General features: G+C 33.6%; 15 protein-coding genes and 1 pseudogene. 13 read left to right on the top strand and 3 right to left on the bottom strand.

The window, feature by feature from the left end:
• Window positions 1-124 precede the first annotated feature (124 nt).
• The 7 genes and pseudogenes from CRO04_RS27480 to CRO04_RS15830 all read left to right on the top strand — a co-directional run.
• Window positions 125-871 (top strand): annotated as a pseudogene (locus CRO04_RS27480) (type IV secretory system conjugative DNA transfer family protein); the annotation flags it as partial.
• A 117-nt stretch (window positions 872-988) separates the two neighbouring features.
• Window positions 989-1,270, top strand: a complete 282-nt coding sequence (locus tag CRO04_RS15855; RefSeq protein WP_097005247.1) for a hypothetical protein — start codon at window positions 989-991, stop codon at window positions 1,268-1,270.
• A gap of 26 nt (window positions 1,271-1,296) precedes the next feature.
• Window positions 1,297-1,713: a hypothetical protein gene (locus CRO04_RS15850; RefSeq protein ID WP_097005246.1), complete on the top strand. Its 417-nt coding sequence runs from the start codon at window positions 1,297-1,299 to the stop codon at window positions 1,711-1,713.
• Between the two features lie 78 nt (window positions 1,714-1,791).
• The gene (locus tag CRO04_RS15845) at window positions 1,792-2,178 is read left to right on the top strand and encodes a hypothetical protein (RefSeq protein WP_097005245.1); all 387 of its coding nucleotides are present in this window, start codon (window positions 1,792-1,794) and stop codon (window positions 2,176-2,178) included.
• A gap of 18 nt (window positions 2,179-2,196) precedes the next feature.
• A complete protein-coding gene (locus CRO04_RS15840) occupies window positions 2,197-2,997 on the top strand; it encodes a hypothetical protein (RefSeq protein ID WP_097005244.1) in 801 nt (266 codons plus the stop codon).
• A 12-nt stretch (window positions 2,998-3,009) separates the two neighbouring features.
• Window positions 3,010-3,426 carry a PrgI family protein gene (locus CRO04_RS15835; RefSeq protein ID WP_097005243.1) on the top strand — a complete coding sequence of 139 codons (417 nt, stop codon included), beginning with the start codon at window positions 3,010-3,012 and terminating at the stop codon, window positions 3,424-3,426.
• 105 nt (window positions 3,427-3,531) lie between these two features.
• Entirely contained in the window at window positions 3,532-6,069 is a 2,538-nt protein-coding gene (locus CRO04_RS15830) for a VirB4-like conjugal transfer ATPase, CD1110 family (RefSeq protein ID WP_097005242.1), read from the top strand.
• A gap of 89 nt (window positions 6,070-6,158) precedes the next feature.
• Here the strand turns inward: CRO04_RS15830 and CRO04_RS15825 are convergent, their stop codons facing one another.
• Together CRO04_RS15825 and CRO04_RS15820 are read right to left on the bottom strand one after the other, a co-directional pair.
• Window positions 6,159-7,298: a DNA-processing protein DprA gene (locus CRO04_RS15825; RefSeq protein ID WP_166432585.1), complete on the bottom strand. Its 1,140-nt coding sequence runs from the start codon at window positions 7,296-7,298 to the stop codon at window positions 6,159-6,161.
• A 15-nt stretch (window positions 7,299-7,313) separates the two neighbouring features.
• Window positions 7,314-8,522, bottom strand: coding sequence for a hypothetical protein (locus tag CRO04_RS15820; RefSeq protein ID WP_097005240.1), 1,209 nt, complete (start codon window positions 8,520-8,522; stop codon window positions 7,314-7,316).
• Window positions 8,523-8,638: 116 nt separating this feature from the next.
• On the opposite strand from CRO04_RS15820, the gene CRO04_RS15815 reads away from it, so the two are divergent.
• From CRO04_RS15815 to CRO04_RS15795, 5 genes are all read left to right on the top strand, one after another.
• Window positions 8,639-9,472, top strand: coding sequence for a hypothetical protein (locus tag CRO04_RS15815; RefSeq protein WP_097005239.1), 834 nt, complete (start codon window positions 8,639-8,641; stop codon window positions 9,470-9,472).
• 117 nt (window positions 9,473-9,589) lie between these two features.
• On the top strand, window positions 9,590-9,943 hold the full coding sequence (locus tag CRO04_RS15810; protein ID WP_097005238.1) for a hypothetical protein: 354 nt from the start codon (window positions 9,590-9,592) through the stop codon (window positions 9,941-9,943).
• Window positions 9,944-10,001: 58 nt separating this feature from the next.
• Window positions 10,002-10,181 (top strand): hypothetical protein, encoded by a 180-nt coding sequence (locus CRO04_RS15805; RefSeq protein ID WP_097005237.1) that lies wholly within the window; start codon window positions 10,002-10,004, stop codon window positions 10,179-10,181.
• Window positions 10,182-10,630: 449 nt separating this feature from the next.
• The gene (locus CRO04_RS15800) at window positions 10,631-11,176 is read left to right on the top strand and encodes a hypothetical protein (RefSeq protein WP_097005236.1); all 546 of its coding nucleotides are present in this window, start codon (window positions 10,631-10,633) and stop codon (window positions 11,174-11,176) included.
• 391 nt (window positions 11,177-11,567) lie between these two features.
• A complete protein-coding gene (locus tag CRO04_RS15795) occupies window positions 11,568-12,542 on the top strand; it encodes a hypothetical protein (RefSeq protein ID WP_097005235.1) in 975 nt (324 codons plus the stop codon).
• A gap of 37 nt (window positions 12,543-12,579) precedes the next feature.
• Here CRO04_RS15795 and CRO04_RS15790 read toward each other — a convergent pair whose 3' ends face one another.
• A complete protein-coding gene (locus CRO04_RS15790; RefSeq protein WP_097005234.1) occupies window positions 12,580-13,413 on the bottom strand; it encodes a J domain-containing protein in 834 nt (277 codons plus the stop codon).
• A gap of 275 nt (window positions 13,414-13,688) precedes the next feature.
• On the opposite strand from CRO04_RS15790, the gene CRO04_RS15785 reads away from it, so the two are divergent.
• On the top strand, window positions 13,689-17,942 hold the full coding sequence (locus CRO04_RS15785; protein ID WP_097005233.1) for a phage tail tip lysozyme: 4,254 nt from the start codon (window positions 13,689-13,691) through the stop codon (window positions 17,940-17,942).
• Window positions 17,943-18,034: the final 92 nt, after the last annotated feature.

Raw genomic sequence — 18,034 nt, 5'->3', positions numbered from 1 at the left:
TATAAGAAAAACTGCTAAAGGAAAATATTTATTAAAGTCCAAAAACTTTGAAAGATTATTTAATTCAGAGCAAGAAGCAAATCTATTTAAAGAACGATTAGAAAAATCTAAAATAATTAAAGGTTCAATTAGATTACCTTATCCAGTTCGATTTTTGTTAGACGAGTTTGCTAATATCGGTCAGATTCCGGAATTTACAAAAAAACTGGCGACCATGAGGAAGTATGAAATAAGTTGTACTATTATTCTACAGAATCTGGCCCAAATTAAAACCATGTATAAGGATGACTGGGAGTCAATTGTTGGTAACTGTGATAGTTTCTTATTTCTTGGAGGCCAGGAATATTCGACACTAGAATACATATCAAAATTGTTAGGAAAAGCAACAATTACGAACAGAGGACGAAGCCGAAACCGGAGCGCTAAAGGTGGAGGTTCTGGACAAAGTTGGAATCCAACAGGACGAAATCTTTTAGATCCAAATGAAATGTCAAAAATGCCAAAGGATGAATGTATTTTAATTATAAATGGTATGAATCCATTTTATGGTAAAAAGTATGATTTAACAAAGCATCCTAATTTTAATGAAAGCGGTGATTCTCCAAAGGGTGAAAAATATTTTTGTAAGAGTGAGATATTAAATTATGGTGCAAAACTTGGTAGCGAGAAAAAAAATATAAATGGAGATGTCCCTGGAGCATTAGAATATATTGGACCGCAGAAAACATTAAAAGAAGTATTTAACGAAAATGAAATTCATTCAGTTAAAGATGCTGTTAGTCGGATTGTCTTAAAAAAAGGAGAAGTTATTGTTAATGAAACTATTGATAGTGAAACTGGTGATATAGATTTTAATTATAATGTTGATTAATGATGGCAGCTAGATAGTGATTACTCACTATCTATTTTTTTATTAACGTTTAAAACATTAAAAACACCTTGATTTGCAAAATCAATATTACATATTTAAATTGAGGAGGCAAAAGTTATGAAAAAAGTTATGAGTAAAATTATGTTTGTTTTTGCGTTTTTGACTCCAATAAGAGCATATGCGGCACAGAACAAGAGGTTTGATCAGATCATGTTAGAAGCAATATTGATTTTTTTAGGCTATGTTTCTTGGCCAATATTTGCAATAGCAATAGGTATGTTTATTTATGCCTTTAAAAGTGAAGATGGAGCAATGAAATTAAATTCTTTAAAAGTGTTTGGAACTGCATTATTTTTACAATCATTAATTTTCATAGCAAAAGCTTCTGGACTTTGCTGATAAATAAAGAAAAGGAGACTTAAACCATGGTAAGAGAAGTAAAGAATAAATTATGTTTGGCTGGTTCCGGAATGAGTCGACATGCGCTGTCAAAACTTAAAGACTTAACCGTAACAAATAAGTTTGTATTAGCTGGACAAAAAGCATTGATTGGAGCCGGATTTTTTGCATTAACTCCGTTGAGCGTATTTGCTGTACCAGAAAATGTTAATCCAGTTGAGATGGTTAATAAACTGGTAAGTATGGTGTGTACAATTTTTAGTTTAATTGGAGCAATATTATTAGTTTGGGCCATTGGCCAATTAGTATTAGCTTTCAAAAATGAGGATGCTGACTCAAAATCAAGAGCCATGCAGGTATTGGTAGTATCTGTGTTATTATGCTCAGTAAAATTAATCTATGCAGCAATTACTGGAGAGAGTGTTGTTGATTTTAGTTTTTAATTAAAATAATGAAGACAACAAGAAGAGAATGCCTTTGGGTAACCAAAGGCTTTTGTTTCAAAGAGGAGGCACAATAAAATGAATAAAATTAAGAGATCCGTTTCTTTTTATTACGCCCTTTTAATCACAATATGTACAAATTATTTATTCATAATAAAAACATATGCAACCGAGGCAACTGAAGGAAATTTAGGTATGGTTGCAGAAACACAATCAATGAACGCCGGAAATGGAGAAGGCGGTGCTGCAGATGAATTTAAAGATTTTCTAGCTGGAGAGAATGGACTTATGAATCTGGTCTCACATGCTGGACTGGTTTTAATTGCTTTCGGCATTGGCCAATTAATTTTAGCATTCAAAGATGATAATCCAGAAGCGAAATCAAGAGGTGTAATGATTCTTCTTGGAGGAGTTTTTTGTGTAACTATTAGCACTATATTAACGAGCTTAGGAGTTCACATATAAAAGGAGGGAACAAAATATATGTTTGATGATGGCTTAATAAAAATGCTTGAAATGATTTTTGGAAATGAGTTTATATCTGATTGTGTTTCCTCAATTAACCAAAACCCATTGGATATTAATGGAGTAAGGAAGCTGATAGAAAGTGTTGCAAATATCGTTCTTCCTATAGCAGCTGTGATGCTTTGTATGCATCTTTTATTGGAGATGATGGATAAAATGACAGCTGACTCGTTTAATGCAGAGCAGTTTGTTAAATTATTGATGAAATTTGTTTTTGGACAGATCATTATTAGTAATGCAACAGATTGGTCCCTTGTTTTTATGAGTATTGGTAGTAAATTTATGGTAGATATCCAATCTGGTCTAATTACTACCACCATTGGTGCAAACGGAATGAAAGAGGCTGTAGAAAAAATGAGTTTTGGCCAACAGATTTCAGCCATGGCAATTTTATTATTACCATTACTTGTTTCTTTCCTTTTGCGGATTGCCGTTTACTTTATGTCTTATAGTCGTTTGATAGAAATGACATTAAGAGCTGTGATGGCACCACTCGGTTGTGCAGATGTTGTATCTGGTGGAGTACACTCTTCAGGAATCAGGTATTTAAAAAGGATGCTTGGGATATCACTCCAAGGAGCTTTAATGTTGGCTGTTATATCAGTCGCATCAGCTCTTTTAGCCGGTGATAGTATGTTTTCAAAAGAATTCAGTGTAACTGATATTATGTTTTTGGGAAAATATCTTGGAGTTATGGCTGCTATGGTAGGATTGATGGGTACATCAAAATCAATTGCTTATGAAGTTGTTGGAGCGTAAAGGAGGGAGATTATGTTAGAAGCACCTATACCAAAAGATGTTAGAAAATATGACGCAAAACTTGTTGGTCCGTTTACAACAAGACAATTAATTTGTTTTCTTGGAGGATCTGCTTTATCATATGGCATTTATAAAATGATAGGACATTCTATGGGATCAGAAACTGTATTAATGATTTGTTCTGTTTTTGCATCTCCTTTTATTGTTATGGGTTGGTATAAACCGTATGGTATGCCATTTGAAAAATTTTTTAAAAGTGCATTTGTCAGCACGATTCTATCTCCGCGTAATCGAAAGTATAAAACAAGAAATAGATTTGCTGAGATTGCAAATGATTTAAAACCGATGAATCAATCGGAATATAAAAAGAGATTAAAAATGGAAGCAAAACTTGTAAAGGAAAATAATAAATTTTTAAGTTATAAATAGCGATAGGACTGGTTTTCAATAACCGGTTCTTTTTTTGTCTGAATACTCCTGATTTTAGATAATCAAATTTCATAATAATGTTGATTAAAACTTTGGGAGGTATATATGCTTAAAAATAAAAAAACTAAAATTCAGAGAGATTTAGGTTTTGATGGATTTCAGGAAACAGATGAGTTAGAAAAAAAACAATCAAAAAGTAATAACAAAAGTAAGAATAGTAAGGTTGGGAAAAATTTTAATAAGATTAATATTCCCAAAACAGTACAGGACACAATTCCTTATATTGCAGTATATCAGAATGGAATTATTGAGATAGATCCTGGGATTTTCACAAAGTCTTATAAAATTGAAGATGTTAATTTTAAAGTTGCGACAGACGAAGAACAAAGAAATATGTTTGAACGATATGTCGACTTTCTTAATACATTTGATTCAGATATTAGAATTCAATTAACCATCTTTAATAGAAATATTGATGAAGATCATGTAAAAGAAAAAATATTAATTCCGTTTAAAAGAGATAATTTGAATGAGTACCGTGAAGAGTACAATACAATGTTGAGGGATAAAATGAAAGAAGGCCGCAATAACATTGTAAAAGAAAAGTATATAACAATAACCATTCAAGCAAAAGAAGTAGAGGATGCATTTACTAGGTTTTCAAAATTAGATACGGAAGTAAATGCGGCAATAAAGAGAATTAATAATGTGGAAACGCTCCCGATGACAGCAACTGAACGATTAGAAGTTTTAGCAGATATTTATGGTGATGGAAATGCTGGTAACGAATTTTACAGAAAGATGAAAGTTGCAGATAAGACAGTGGAGAGTTTTAATTTCTCTTGGATGATTAAACAGGGAGTAACGACGAAAGATCTGATTGGACCATCCTCGTTCTCATTTGAACGAGATTATTGCATGATTGGAGATAAATATGCAAAAACATTGTTTATTGATAATCTTCCAACATGGATTAATGCAAACATTTTAACAGAAATTACAGAATTAAATGCCAATATGTTAATGAGCATCATCTTTAAGAAACTAAGGCCAGATAAGGCAATGACTCTTTTGAAGAACCAGCTTATCAACATTAATTCTAATGTGATAGATGCTCAAAAAAGAGCCGTGAAATCTGGTTACGATCCAAGCCTGATTTCTCCAGAATTGTTAAAAGCACAAAGAGAAGCCCAGGAATTAATGGATGATATAACATCAAGAAACCAAAGCTTAATTCTTGCAACCTTTGTAATCACCCTTTTAGCGGATACAAAGGATGAGATCGATAAAAATCTTGAGCAATTAAAAACAATTATGGGCAAATATATGTGTCAAATTAAATGCCTGAATTTCCAACAGGAAAAAGGACTATCTACTTCTTTACCATTAGGCAGATGTGATGTCTTCACGGATAGATTATTAACAACCGAATCCGCTGCTATATTTATTCCATTTTCTTCTCAAGAACTATCTCAGAACAACGGAATGTATTATGGACTGAATGCAGTATCAAAAAATTTAATTCTGTTTAACCGGAAGAATTCTAAAAATGCAAATGGAGTCATTCTTGGAACACCGGGTTCTGGTAAGTCATTTACAGCTAAAAGAGAAATGGTTAATGTTATTTTAAATACAGATGATGATATCTATATCATTGATCCTGAGCGTGAATATCTGCCATTAGCCGAATTACTTGGCGGTTCTGTTATTCGAATTGCTGCTGGTGGAAGTACATATTTAAATCCAATGGATATGGATGTTAATTATGGTAGTGATGATGGAAAGTCAGATCCTATTGCTATGAAATGTGATTTCATTGGTGGTTTATGTGAAACAATGTCTGGAGACAAGAGGGCATTAAACGCAAATCAGAAATCTATTGTTGACCGTTGCGTCAGAATTCTATATCAGCCATATCTAAAGCATATGCAGGAAATTCAAAAACAGAATCCAGACATTACTTGTGATATTACAGCTTCACCCACATTAAAAGATTTCTATGAAATGTTACTTAGCCAACCGGAATATGAAGCTCAGTCTTTGGCTTTATCATTGGAACGTTTCTGTATTGGTTCTCTGGATACTTTTGCACATAGAACAAATGTACAGAGGAACAACCGCTTTGTAGTGTATGACATTAAAGATATTGGCGAAGGAATGAAGGAGATGGGATTACAGGTTTGTCTTAACTCTGTATGGAACCAGATCATAGAAAATAAAAAGATTGGACGTTGGACCTGGTTTTATTTAGATGAATTTTATTTATTAACACAAACTGCATCTTCAGCAGCCTTTTTACAGCAGGTATACAAAAGAGCAAGAAAATGGCAAGGAATTCCGACGGGTATCACACAAAATGTGGGAGATTTATTAGCATCGCCGCAGGCTTGTGCAATTCTAAACAACTGTGACTTTATTCTAATGCTTAATCAGTCTCCTATTGATAAAATGCAGCTTGCTCAGATGCTGAATATAAGTCCAACACAGTTAAGTTACATAACAAATTCAGATCCTGGTCAAGGGTTAATATATACGGGTAAATCAATCGTTCCATTTGTTGACAAATTCCCAACAAACAATAAACTCTATAAGGTAATGACGACAAAGCCTGATGATTTAAAGGATCAAGTAAGAGAGTATTAAAATTCTTATCCAGTATTAAAAAAGGCTATATAAGATTAATGAGCAGTTGTGGGAAAAACAGCTGCTCATTTTCTTAATATTATTACTACTTATTCAAGATCACGTTGTGAAAGTGCATCAACAAGAATCTTAATAACATCATTAATTTTGAGTATACCATCTGATATATATTCTCCCAGGAAGGTATATGACAGAGTAGTTTGCGTTAAATCTTGATTTAAAGCACTGAGCGTCTTTTTTAATATATTTAAATCTTCTGAGTTATATAATAAAGATTTCAAATACATGTTTTTTATTGAGTTATTATTCATTTTAGAACTTACAATTTCGTATCCAGTTTTAATAATTGGTACTTCATAACGAGTACCATCCGGAATAGAAGACGCCAAGTTATTTTCTAGTAAATATCGGTTTCCGCTTTGATCTGTGGCAGTTGAAATACCGGGATCAGGTGTAAATATAGGTATTCCTAATTCTTTGGAGAAATCAGCCGAGTGCATAGAACCGCTTTTGACTTCGCATTCAAACACAATGGTTGCTTTTGCTAATCCTACCAGAATACGGTTTCTGTCAATGAACCTGTATTTTTCTGCGCGCGTTCCAACCGGGTATTGGGATATTAGTATTCCGCCTTCATTTAGTATTCTTTCAGCTAGATTTCTATTTTCCTTTGGATAAACCGGCTTATCAAGACCCTGGGCTAAAACAGCTATTGTTTTTCCTCCAGCTTCTAAACAGGCAATATGTGATAGACGGTCCACACCAGAGGCAAGACCGGAAATAATGGTAATGCCTTCGTTGACCCATTGCGGAACTAAATAATTGATTGCATTGAAGGCGAATGATGTAGGTTTTCTTGTTCCAACGCAGGCAAAAGCCTTATCAAAGTCATTGCTAGGGTCAGCGCCTTTATAATATAAAACGGCAGGTGGATTTATTGTTTTGTACAGGTTTGCAGGATAGTTGATTTGCGAAAAAATAGCTATCTTAATATTATGTTCCTTGTTTTTAGCAAGAATATCGTCAGCATTTTTTAACGCCTCTGAGACTTCCTCTTTCTTTTTGAAATATTCTATACAAACCAATAGGTCCATAATATTTAAAAAGACACTAGGCGTTTTGCCTTCAAATAGGCCTGCAATATCATCAGAAGAGCAATTTTTTATTATATTTATAATGGTTTCATTCTTTATTCCTAATTCTATTAAGGCAATTATATATCTCTCCACTTGATACATCCTTTACTAGTTTGGTGAATTGAAGATTTCGTATAACTCTGCAACCTCATCTTTAGCGGTATCGTTATAAGCTATGTTATCTAGCACTTTAGAATTTTCTAGGATGTAGGTATAACCGGGTTCGTATATGTCTCCTATAAACGCATAATCTCTCTTTTGAAATGGTTTTGCAAAAGAACCAAGCGATACGAAGATAATTTTATTTACACCAATAGATTCTAGTAAATTTCTTACCGCATTAAATGAGTTTCCATGAGTCATATAATCATCGAAAACACAAACATTAAATTTGTTGATCCTTCTTAGCTGATTTATTTTATCCTTAAATTCCGGATTGATGCATATAGTTGAAAATTCATCAACGGATCCCATATTTATTCGCTGATAGCCTTGGTATTTTTCATGTGCTTTTACTTTGGGAGTATGACGAAGGAACATGTTTTCAGATTTCATAGTACCCTTTTTTGGAAGCGATTTCTTTTTTATGTATCGAACCTGAGTCATAAAACGAAAAATATCTTGATTTAGAGAACAATCAGAAGAAGGAATCATCCCAAATAATTCAATATCATCAAATAATGTTGTGTTCGTCATACCTGCTAAGAAATGGTACAATAAAATTTCATAATAATTTCTGCTTTGTTTTTTCTTTAATAAATTCTCGAAATGCAAAAGCATTTCTTTTTCTTCCGGATTTTTCGCATAGTAACCATGTCGTGCGTCCATTAATGATATACAGGTTATATTAGGCTCTATCTCTAATTTTGCAAACCAATTGTTTTGATTATTTAACGTTTTTATAAATTTAAATAGCTGTCTGGGTGTATCTACTTTTACTCCATAATAAGCTGCTTTTTCTTCGTTCGGAATCCATGTTGGAACAATAAATAACGATCTCGTATTGACTGCGGTCCAAAAATCAACATCTTTTCCGCTAATAAAGACAAAATAGTTGTTTCGTTCTTTGTTCTTTTGAATAAATTCTTTTGCTGCAGTTCTGGTTCTATATACAAAATGGAGATAGCCGTTAGAAGAAAAGTGTTCCTTGGCTGTATTCAAAAGGTTCTGGTCATGACTAATAAATAATACGGAATTATTATCTGAAAGACATAATTGGTTAGCATAGTCTAAAAAGGTATCTCTATTCTGTGTATTTTCATTTCCTTCAAATGTTCGCTTTAATAAGTCAAGATTGAAAAACAATATTTTTTTCATAAACAGCCCTCCCATACATTATTACCCATATTATATCACAAAATTAATATATGTCCTACTTTTTCATATCGCATTTCCACATAATAATTACAGAAACAAATATTTAGGAGGTACGTATGGAATTAATTGATTTTATAAAAATAGCAAGTGGAGTTGATAAGAAAAATTTACCTAAAAGCACGGCGTCTTTGTGCCTGGTAGAACTAACAGAAACAGATGATAATGAAATCGTTAGTAACATAAAACAAATACTGACTTTAATCACGACTGAAATATATTTGGATTGCTTTGTAGATGGTTGTGATGAAAATGGCTACATTGAGGCAAGATTAAAATTCAACAATCCGTATAGCAGTGAATTAAATGCTGCCTGGAGTATGTTGGAAGAATATAGAAAATTGATGTCTACAGCAAATGTCGATATTGATACCGATATAACAATTGATACCGATACAATGTTAGAACTAATTATTATGCCAACGACTGGCCTGACAGGAGTGAATGATTCAACGACTGAGCTAAAAGGAGCGAATGATTCTAAGGTTGGTTTATCAGAAGTGAATCCTCCTTCTACAGAGTTACCAGGAATAATTGATTATAAAGAATTATCAGATCCAGAACCGGTATTTTTGGAGTTGGCATTTCCTATTAATTTCAACCTATGCTCCAGTGAACCAGGGAAGGCTGCAGATACGTTGGATTTTGTGTTTAATACAAATAGCTGCAGATTTCATGAAAACAACTACGTTGATATGGAACAAATGAATAGGGAAACAAATGAATATTTAAAGAAATTAGAGGATGAAATAAGGCAGGAACAAGAAATTGAAGAAGAGAGAATTTTGAAGGAAGAAGAATATATAAGAAGCCAGGCAAAATTACGAAGTCAGTCTATGCTAAAGGCAGAAGAATCTGGTACTATTAGAGTTGGAGGCAGGGCAAATCACTAAACCACTAGCAAAGAGGAAGATAAAGGACCAATTAGGTCCTTTTTTATATGAGGTGTTATTATTCTATTTAAATATCCACCATACTTTTATTGAAAAAGATAATTGGAGGAATGAAACATGAATGAAAAATGTATAAACACCGAAGCGGCAAATGTAAAAAAGAATGGTTGGATCCCGGCAATTACTATCGAATTTGATGAGGTAACCGGATATATTAATAACAGTTGGTATGATTTAGATAAATTGCTTATAAAGTTAAAGGCTGATCCAAATGTTATTGACAGAGATGAGATAAAAATCCAAGATGTTATGGATTATGATGATGAAGATGGTCATACAAAGGCAATTGCATTTAAATATTTATTACCTCTGGAGATATATGGAAAGCTTGCAGATAAAGAAAGTAACTTTGTGCGAAATTATATTTTGAAAGAGGTAATAAAAGCAGGAGATTGCCAGATTGAATTTTAGCAAATGTCAATAGCTATGTAAAATGGCTAATATTATGAAAGAGTAGGAGAAAATCAAATTGTCCGTGTATGAGAAATATTATAATAATGGTCATGAAATGACACAAGAAGAAGCTGAAAAATATCTAAGTAAACAACAGCAATTGATATTATTTAAAGATATTGCAAATGGCTGGTCTGGAGAGGAAGAGTTTACTACTGATATTGGGATTATTTCTGTAAAAATACCAAAGCTGTAAAAAGGAATAAGTAGCATGAGTCTTATTGAATGTAATCATATAAAGACAGTATTATGATGATCTAAATGTATACTTTTCTAAAAAGGACCTTCGCCGGTCCTTTTTTATTTGAAAGTGATTCAATAGGTCATTATCATATAGCAAGTTCATTTAGTAATAAATTTGGATTAACTTTAATGAAAAGTGGATAATAAGATTTTGGCTATGAAAAAGACAAAGAACGAGCTAATATACACTGTCTATATTTTTAAGTCAAGACAAGGTACAAGTACCGATCAAGATAGCGAGCAAGGGATATAGTTATCAAAATTGCATCTAACTATGGAAACAAAGACAGCCCACACGTGTTCTTTGATAACAAAATAGTTTAGAAAAGAGTATTTTTAATCATCTTAATTTTAGAAGTACCGCATAATAAATATAAAGATAAAAAAGAGGTAAAATCGGATATGTTAAAAGAAAAAAATATTAAAAAAATTCTATTAAAAAATGTATTAACTCTACTTATAATTTTCTCTTCATTTTCTTCTACATCTTTTGCAAGCTCTTCTTTGCGGACGTCTGAGTTCATCAATAACTCGTATGAGTCTGAGCCCAATATAGCTGGATATACAAAATCTGATGGAGCTGAACTCACGGAACAACATACAAAACGCAAAAATGAGACAGTAGTAGCGGAAGAAGATATTGATGAAGAAAACATAGGCGAAATAGTTGATGAAATTAAAAACCTTGACAAAAATGATATGAGAGACATGTGGAACGAATTAGATAATATTAAAATTAAAAGAGAAAAGGAAAAAGTAGTAAAGGAACCGATAAAGGATAAGATTATAAATTATATTAAAATTAGTTTATTATGGTTTTGCAATCAAATCATGAAATTAAGAGGTTCAATAGTAGTACTGATCATACTGTATTCTATCTTAATATACTTGAAAAAAAGAAAAAAAGTAGAGAAAGATGATACTGATAGGAGTCAGCCTGAAGAATAATATTTGCCCAATAAGATTATCTTACTAAAGGTTTGAAATTACTAATATATGAAGTCTCGTCTTCGGCGAGATCTGAATTCGATGAAAACAAATTCACATATCTATAACAAGAGGCCTCTATGAAAGGGTTAATGGTTCGAATTGTGGCAAGTCAACAAATCATATCAAGGCTCATAAAAACTGTTGCTATTTTCTGCCTTTTGGAGTTGCTTATCGTTACTAAGTGAAAAGGGACATACGAGGTATTGCAAAACCACTTACATTTACTTATAATATAGAGAGAAGCATACTTTATTTGATAACAGTAAGGCGGAGATGTATACAACAGGTTGAAGTTGCGGAGTATAGTGATTGCTTCTTGTTTATATAAAAACGATTGGCGGGTAATTGAGTGGACGAAAGAAACGGAGACAGAAGCAACTTGGAGAATACACTGTTAAGTGCTGATGATAGGGCAAAGTATGATGCGGTATGCAAGTGTATTCTAAAAGAACGAGCTATACTAGCTCGTATTTTAAAAGAAACAGTATCAGAATATGCGAATTGTAGCATTGAAGACATAGCAGATAAGTACATTGAGCCGGAGAGTATTAGCTCTGAAACTCCTGTGGCCCGGAACCTTACAAATATTAATGGCTTGTCTGAAGAGGACTCAACGACTAATGAGGGAGTTGTAAAATTTGATGTAAAGTTTTTGGCGAAAAGCCCTTCGACTGATGGAAAATCTTTAATAAATCTCTTCATAGATGTGGAGGCCCAGAAAAAATATAGTGTTAGCTACCCAATAGAAAAGAGAGCTGCGTACTATTGTGCCAGGATGTTGAGCTCTCAGATTGGGAATATTAAAGAAAATATGAATTATAATGTTCTAAATAAGGTATATTCCATATGGGTTTGCTTTGATGTCCCGAAATATGCAGCAAATACAGTATCCAGGTATTACTATACAAAAGAGGACTTGTTAGGAAAATTCAACAAAATCAAAGAGTCTGATTATGGACTGATGGAAACCGTCATAATAAGACTATCAAAAGATGATACACAGATTGGGAATGATCTTATTGATTTGCTTCATGGTCTTTTTGGTGACCTGGAGTATGAAGAGAAACTGGAACGATTAGACAAGTTAGGCTTAGATGTTGATTTAGTTAGAAAGGAGATGGATCATATGTGTAATTTAAGCGAACGAATTATGGAACGTGGTATAGAGCAGGGCATAGAACGTGGAATAGAACGTGGAGCTGAGCTAGCTAAGCGTGAACTTGCACTTAAAATGTATAAAAAAGGCACTCCGATAAGACAGATTTCCGAGTTGACAGATATTGATGTTAAACAAATTGAGGAGTGGATTGCAGAGAAAGAATAATAAAAAGAGAGCTTGTGGCTCTCTTTTTTTATGTAAATTATTTTTTCATTTCTTTTAAAATATTATAATACTCACTAACCAGCTGACTCTGCTCCGTAGTATCAGTATCTGGGTTATTATCCGGGTGATATTTTAACACTAGCTTTTTGTACTGCTTATCTAATTGTTCAGCGGTGAAATTAAAATCTTTGAACCCGTAGAAATTTATAGCTTCATAAAATTTAAGCTGTTCAGTCTTTTCAACAATAGTATCTTCGGCTTCTGCATCTGGTACAAAATTAGAATAAAGACCATATCTATGGAACCTCAAATAGTTTTCAGTAGCACCAGATAATAAAAATGGAGTTTCTTTTTCTGATTTTTTCAAATGTCTATAATAAACCAAATGAGCTCCAGGCATTCGTCTCTTATGAGGCTTTTCCATAACAGTCTCAAAGGCATAAAAAATGTTATTTATACAATCTATTTTTCTTTCCCGGCAAAATTTGAAAAATTTCTCGGTAGCAAGAACAGGAACCACAGGAAGAATAATACAAACCCAAATAAGAATGAGAAGACATATTACCCAATATATAATATAACAAATTACCTGGACGATTTCGTTTGAAACATATAATGGAATAATACTATCTTTTTCATTAAAAAAGGAAAACATACGAATACATAAATTCTGACTTAAAAAAACCCATAAATATATAGAAATAGGTAAAGCAAAACCAATTAACCTGGAAGTCAACCAAAAAAAAGTTAAAAGAATTAATTTAATAAACATATATATAAAGTCAAATATATGATATGATTCTTTCTTTTTTAAGATTTTGTCTGCTAATGTAGAATCCAATAATGGATCATATAGTTTTTGCTTGTTCATAGTAAATTTCCCTTTTTCTAAAATAAAATTTGATTTGTATGATTTATTAATCCTATATGTATATATTGTAAAGAAAATCCTAGAATTGTCAACTATTTTAAATATTCCACTACTATTTTTTGACTGTATCTATATTAGATATCAATCCTAATAAATATTTCAGAAGATTGATTCAGATCCTTTTTTTGTCTTATATTTTCACATAATAACTTAGAGACTAAATAACAGGGAGGGTTAAGGTATGGCAAATGATAAATTATTAAAAAAGAGTGGTGATGAAAACAATGTTAGGTAGAGTAAGACTGAAAGATGATAGGCATTTCAATCTGAATAATATAAAAAAAGGCGCTGAAAAAAGGGCAGCGGATGACTTTGCGGATTCTCTAAAAAAGATGACTGGAATTACAATAAGTCACGGTACATCTAGTGATATAACGGCAGTGGCAAAGTCAACATCAAATGTATCACGAAAATTTGTCGATGGACAAGTCCGAGAAATTAATAATGCGGTGATGAGGAGTTCGGCGAATGGAGAACAGTCAAACTCTTTAACCAATTTTGTTGGCGTTTCAAAAATAGGTTATACGCTGCTTATAAATAGTGGGCAAAAAATACAGAATGCGAAAGATTTTGAAAAAAAATCAGAAGATATAAATCTGTCTAATAAAGTTTCAGAACTACTTGGTAAGGATCCTGGTGGAGGAAGTGTTTTTTCGCCAAAAAATATGACCGAATTAAATAATTCTCTTATCAAAAGTAAAGTTATCACGGATGATAACAAGCTAAAAATAAATAATAACGATATTTATGGAAGCTTTAAAAAAATTAATCAGAAACTGGACATATACTCAAGACAAACTCTTAAAACAGAGATAACAAATGTTAGTCAGAGAACGGCAATTAATATGCTCAAAGATGCCAGAAAAAAAGGAAATGCAGATCTGGCAAATGTCCTTGAAATGCATATAGCTATAAAAGAAATGACAACCGTAAATAATGTAGTTAAAAAGCCAGTCAAAATAAAAGGTTCTGTTCGGCGTCTGGTCAATATGAATTTCAATGACGAATCATTACAGGGAATGAATCAGATACTGCACTATAAATCTGTAACCCAAATGTTGGTAAAGACTACACAGATTTATTATAAGGGAATTGCAAAATCAATAATAAAAACCGGAGATTTTGGACTTAAAGGAACTTCACATGTGTTAAATAAAACGGGATTTCAGAAGGCTTCTGCTTCAGTCATGAATACTCGAAATACATTAGCGAATGTAGGAAATGGTACATATTATAAAAATGTTGTAGAGGGAATTGTAAAAGCTGGAGATAAGGGATTAACTGGAGCTTCTAATGCATTATATAGATCTGGCTTTGAAAGGAGTTCCAAAGTTGTCTCTGGTACCAGAAATCTGATTGCTAAAAGAGGAAAATTTGCAAAAGACTTTGTATTGAATCCAATTAAAGAGACAAAGTCTATTGAATACGGTATAAAAAATACATTTGAGAAACTTCCAGGAAATGCAGTTCATGGTGTTAGAGTTGTAGGGAGAGCTACTGGCAGAGGTGTTTCAGCTGCGGGAAAAATAATTGGGAACACCCGGATGTATGCTTCTGTCTCTAATTCAGTAGCGGGAAGAGCTACCGGCAAATTAGTAAAGGCTGGAGCGAGGTCCCTAAAAAATACATATCGTGTGACGAAAAAAGTAGGAAATGTTATCTTTAAACCGATTACTATTATCGAAAAAGGAATTTTAAGAGTATTAAATACATTTAACTTATTAATTAAGAAATTGCTTGTTGGCGTTGCAGCCGTATGTGGTAGTATCGCATTGTTTTCTGCTGTTGTTGTTCTCATCATTGCAGCGATGAGTGCCGTAGGTGATGCCGTAAGTAAAACTCTAGATGATTTTATGTCCAATACGACTATGGGAGCAACATATGAAAAATTGTTGCAGAAAGAACAGGAATTTAATAATGCTGTTACGACCCTGGCTTCGACATTAACTGTTCCGGCTGGATATACTCAGTATGGTATAAAGAAATACAGCAACGTTAATATTCATTACTTAGGAGCTGATGGAAAGGAAATATCATGGAGTGGTGCAATTGGTGATGTTGAGGTAGCGCAATCCGAAGTCACCAATCAGGTTTGGTCTTATCTCAAGAAGAAAGGCTGGTCAGATATTGCAATTGCTGGTCTTTTAGGTAATATGCAAAGAGAAAGTAATTTTAGGGTTGCAGCTATGGAACATGGGTCTGATGACGGTACCGCAACGATGTTAAACAGTGGTTTTGGATTATGTCAGTGGACAAATACACAAGGAAATACACATGGTAGAAGATATGGATTATTTCAATATGCTGCTGCTCATGGAGGACTTCCAAGTGATGTGGACATGCAGTTAGGATATCTTTTATATGGAGAAGGAAGCGATTCGGTTACGGCCCGGAATTATGGAAAGAAAGATTTTTCTTCGGTCGCTGCAGCAACTGAATATTTCTGCAGAGAATGGGAACGACCAAATGATGCCACATCTGGTCTTGCAAGTGTAAGAATTCCAGCGGCACAAAAGTTCTATGAACTTTATGCCAATGACCCTAATTTTGCAAATATAATAGCAGATGGTTCAAATGATGAAGATACGTCTGGAGATGCAGAAATCATTGCATCAGCATACTCAACATCGAATACAACGACTATTAAAGGAATCTTAGCTATGGCAGCTGTTTACATAGAACAGGATTTTAAAAAATATGGAGCATTTGCAGATGGAGTTTTTGCTGACAGCCTATACAAGGATTATGCTGCAAAGTTATACGATTCCTCTCATATAATTGGTATTGACGAGACGCCTCCGGTTGTCTATTATTGCCCTGCACTTTCAGCAATGCAGCCTGAACCCGAATACCATGTAGCCTCATCTACTTGTGATAATAAAATCCCTGGTGGAAATTCAGAAGATGATTGGCTTAATTCAGGTACCGGGATAAACAGGAAATTTTCTTTGTCTTTAACAAAGACGAGAGATTCTTATGAACATGAGTCAACGGATGACAACGGAGATTCAGATACAGAAACCGTTTATTATGACAGATACGAGATACTTGAAACCGGACCACATGGAAAGGTGGAGTTCGATTATGATTCAGATAACCGGAATGCGGATAAAGAAGCAAAAGCAGAACTTTTAGCCAGAGGATGTAAGAATTACACAAAGGTATGTTTGGACCGATGGGATGGCGGAGGAAGATATGCTTATGTTTGTCATGATGATGAATGTCGTGGACATATTGATGCGGATGCTTATGTTTTTGTGGCAAATATCTATGATCCTACAAGTGAGGTCGTTTCAGAAAATACGGAAGACAAGGAAGAGGGAGAAGAAACTGAATCAGAAAATAATTCTTCTAAAAAAACATCGTCAAATGGTAATGGCAAATCTTTTAATTATGTAGATAAGACAGATAAAGAATATAAATACAGCATGTACGCTCTTGACAAGTATGCAACAGCATTTGATAGCCCTGATAATATTAGCGGAAGAGCAGGTGATCAGGAATCTGTAAACTCTGCGAATGGAAAAGGCAATAAAGCTGCAGAGCAATTTATTATGGAAGATATAACGGGCCTTCCGATGAAAGTAGTAGACTGGTGGAAAAATGACAATTGGTTTACTAACCTTTCTACAACTAAAACTTATTTTAGATTGCCTAATTTCGAAGACAGTATTGATACATTACCAACTCCAGAACCAGACGAAAATGGTGACTATAATGTAGTAAAAAAGGGTAATTCGACACCTTATTGGTTTAATGCGTTTACAAGCGAAAGTGGAAGAAATACTGATTTTGAAAAACATGGCTGGGATAATGACAGTATAATACTGGTTAGATTGTTAATGGCCAATGATTGGACTGAATTGTATGGAATAAAGGATTTCGGATACATACAAGGTGCACCAATGACTGAGGCGCAAATTGCTCAGCTAATATCCAATAATACAAGTTGGGAAGAACTGTGTGATGATCGAAAAAATATAATGGCTCAGGCAATATTGTTCCAACAAAAAGCGCAAGCTTACGATCTTCGGTATGTATTAGGAGGAAGCCATAGCGCAAGAATTTCTGATATAAAACGAGGAGATACGTTTGACTGTTCCGGATACATCAGTAGCATTATGTATAATGCAGGACTCTTTAGCCCAGCTCAAACATCTACAGTAGGCCTTTATAACAGTCCGTACTTTAGAAAGCTGAAACCTGGAGAAGTGTTGACGGCAGGAGATATCCTGATAAAATATAATGGTTCTTCTGGCGCAAATGGAAATGGAAATCACGTTGTATTATATATGGGTGGAAATAATGTTTCAGAAGCAAGAGGAAAGAAGTATCCACTTAGTACAACTTTTAACTATTCAAGAAAGAATGAATTGGTAGCAAGCGGTCAATATGAAGCACTCAGGTTAACGACAATTGATGAAACGAAGCATACAATCGATATGTCTGACCTAACAGGAAGTAATTAACTTATAATAAGTTTCAGATTAGAGGTTGCTTAAGCAATCATCATCCGGCTTGTCAGATGCTGCTTTCTGATGAGCCTTTTTCATTACTTTTT

Origin of the sequence: Lacrimispora amygdalina (assembly GCF_900205965.1) — a bacterium.
Lineage (GTDB): Bacteria > Bacillota > Clostridia > Lachnospirales > Lachnospiraceae > Lacrimispora > Lacrimispora amygdalina_A.
Note: the sequence above shows the minus strand (reverse complement) of the source record. Positions and strands in the feature narration are given on the sequence as shown.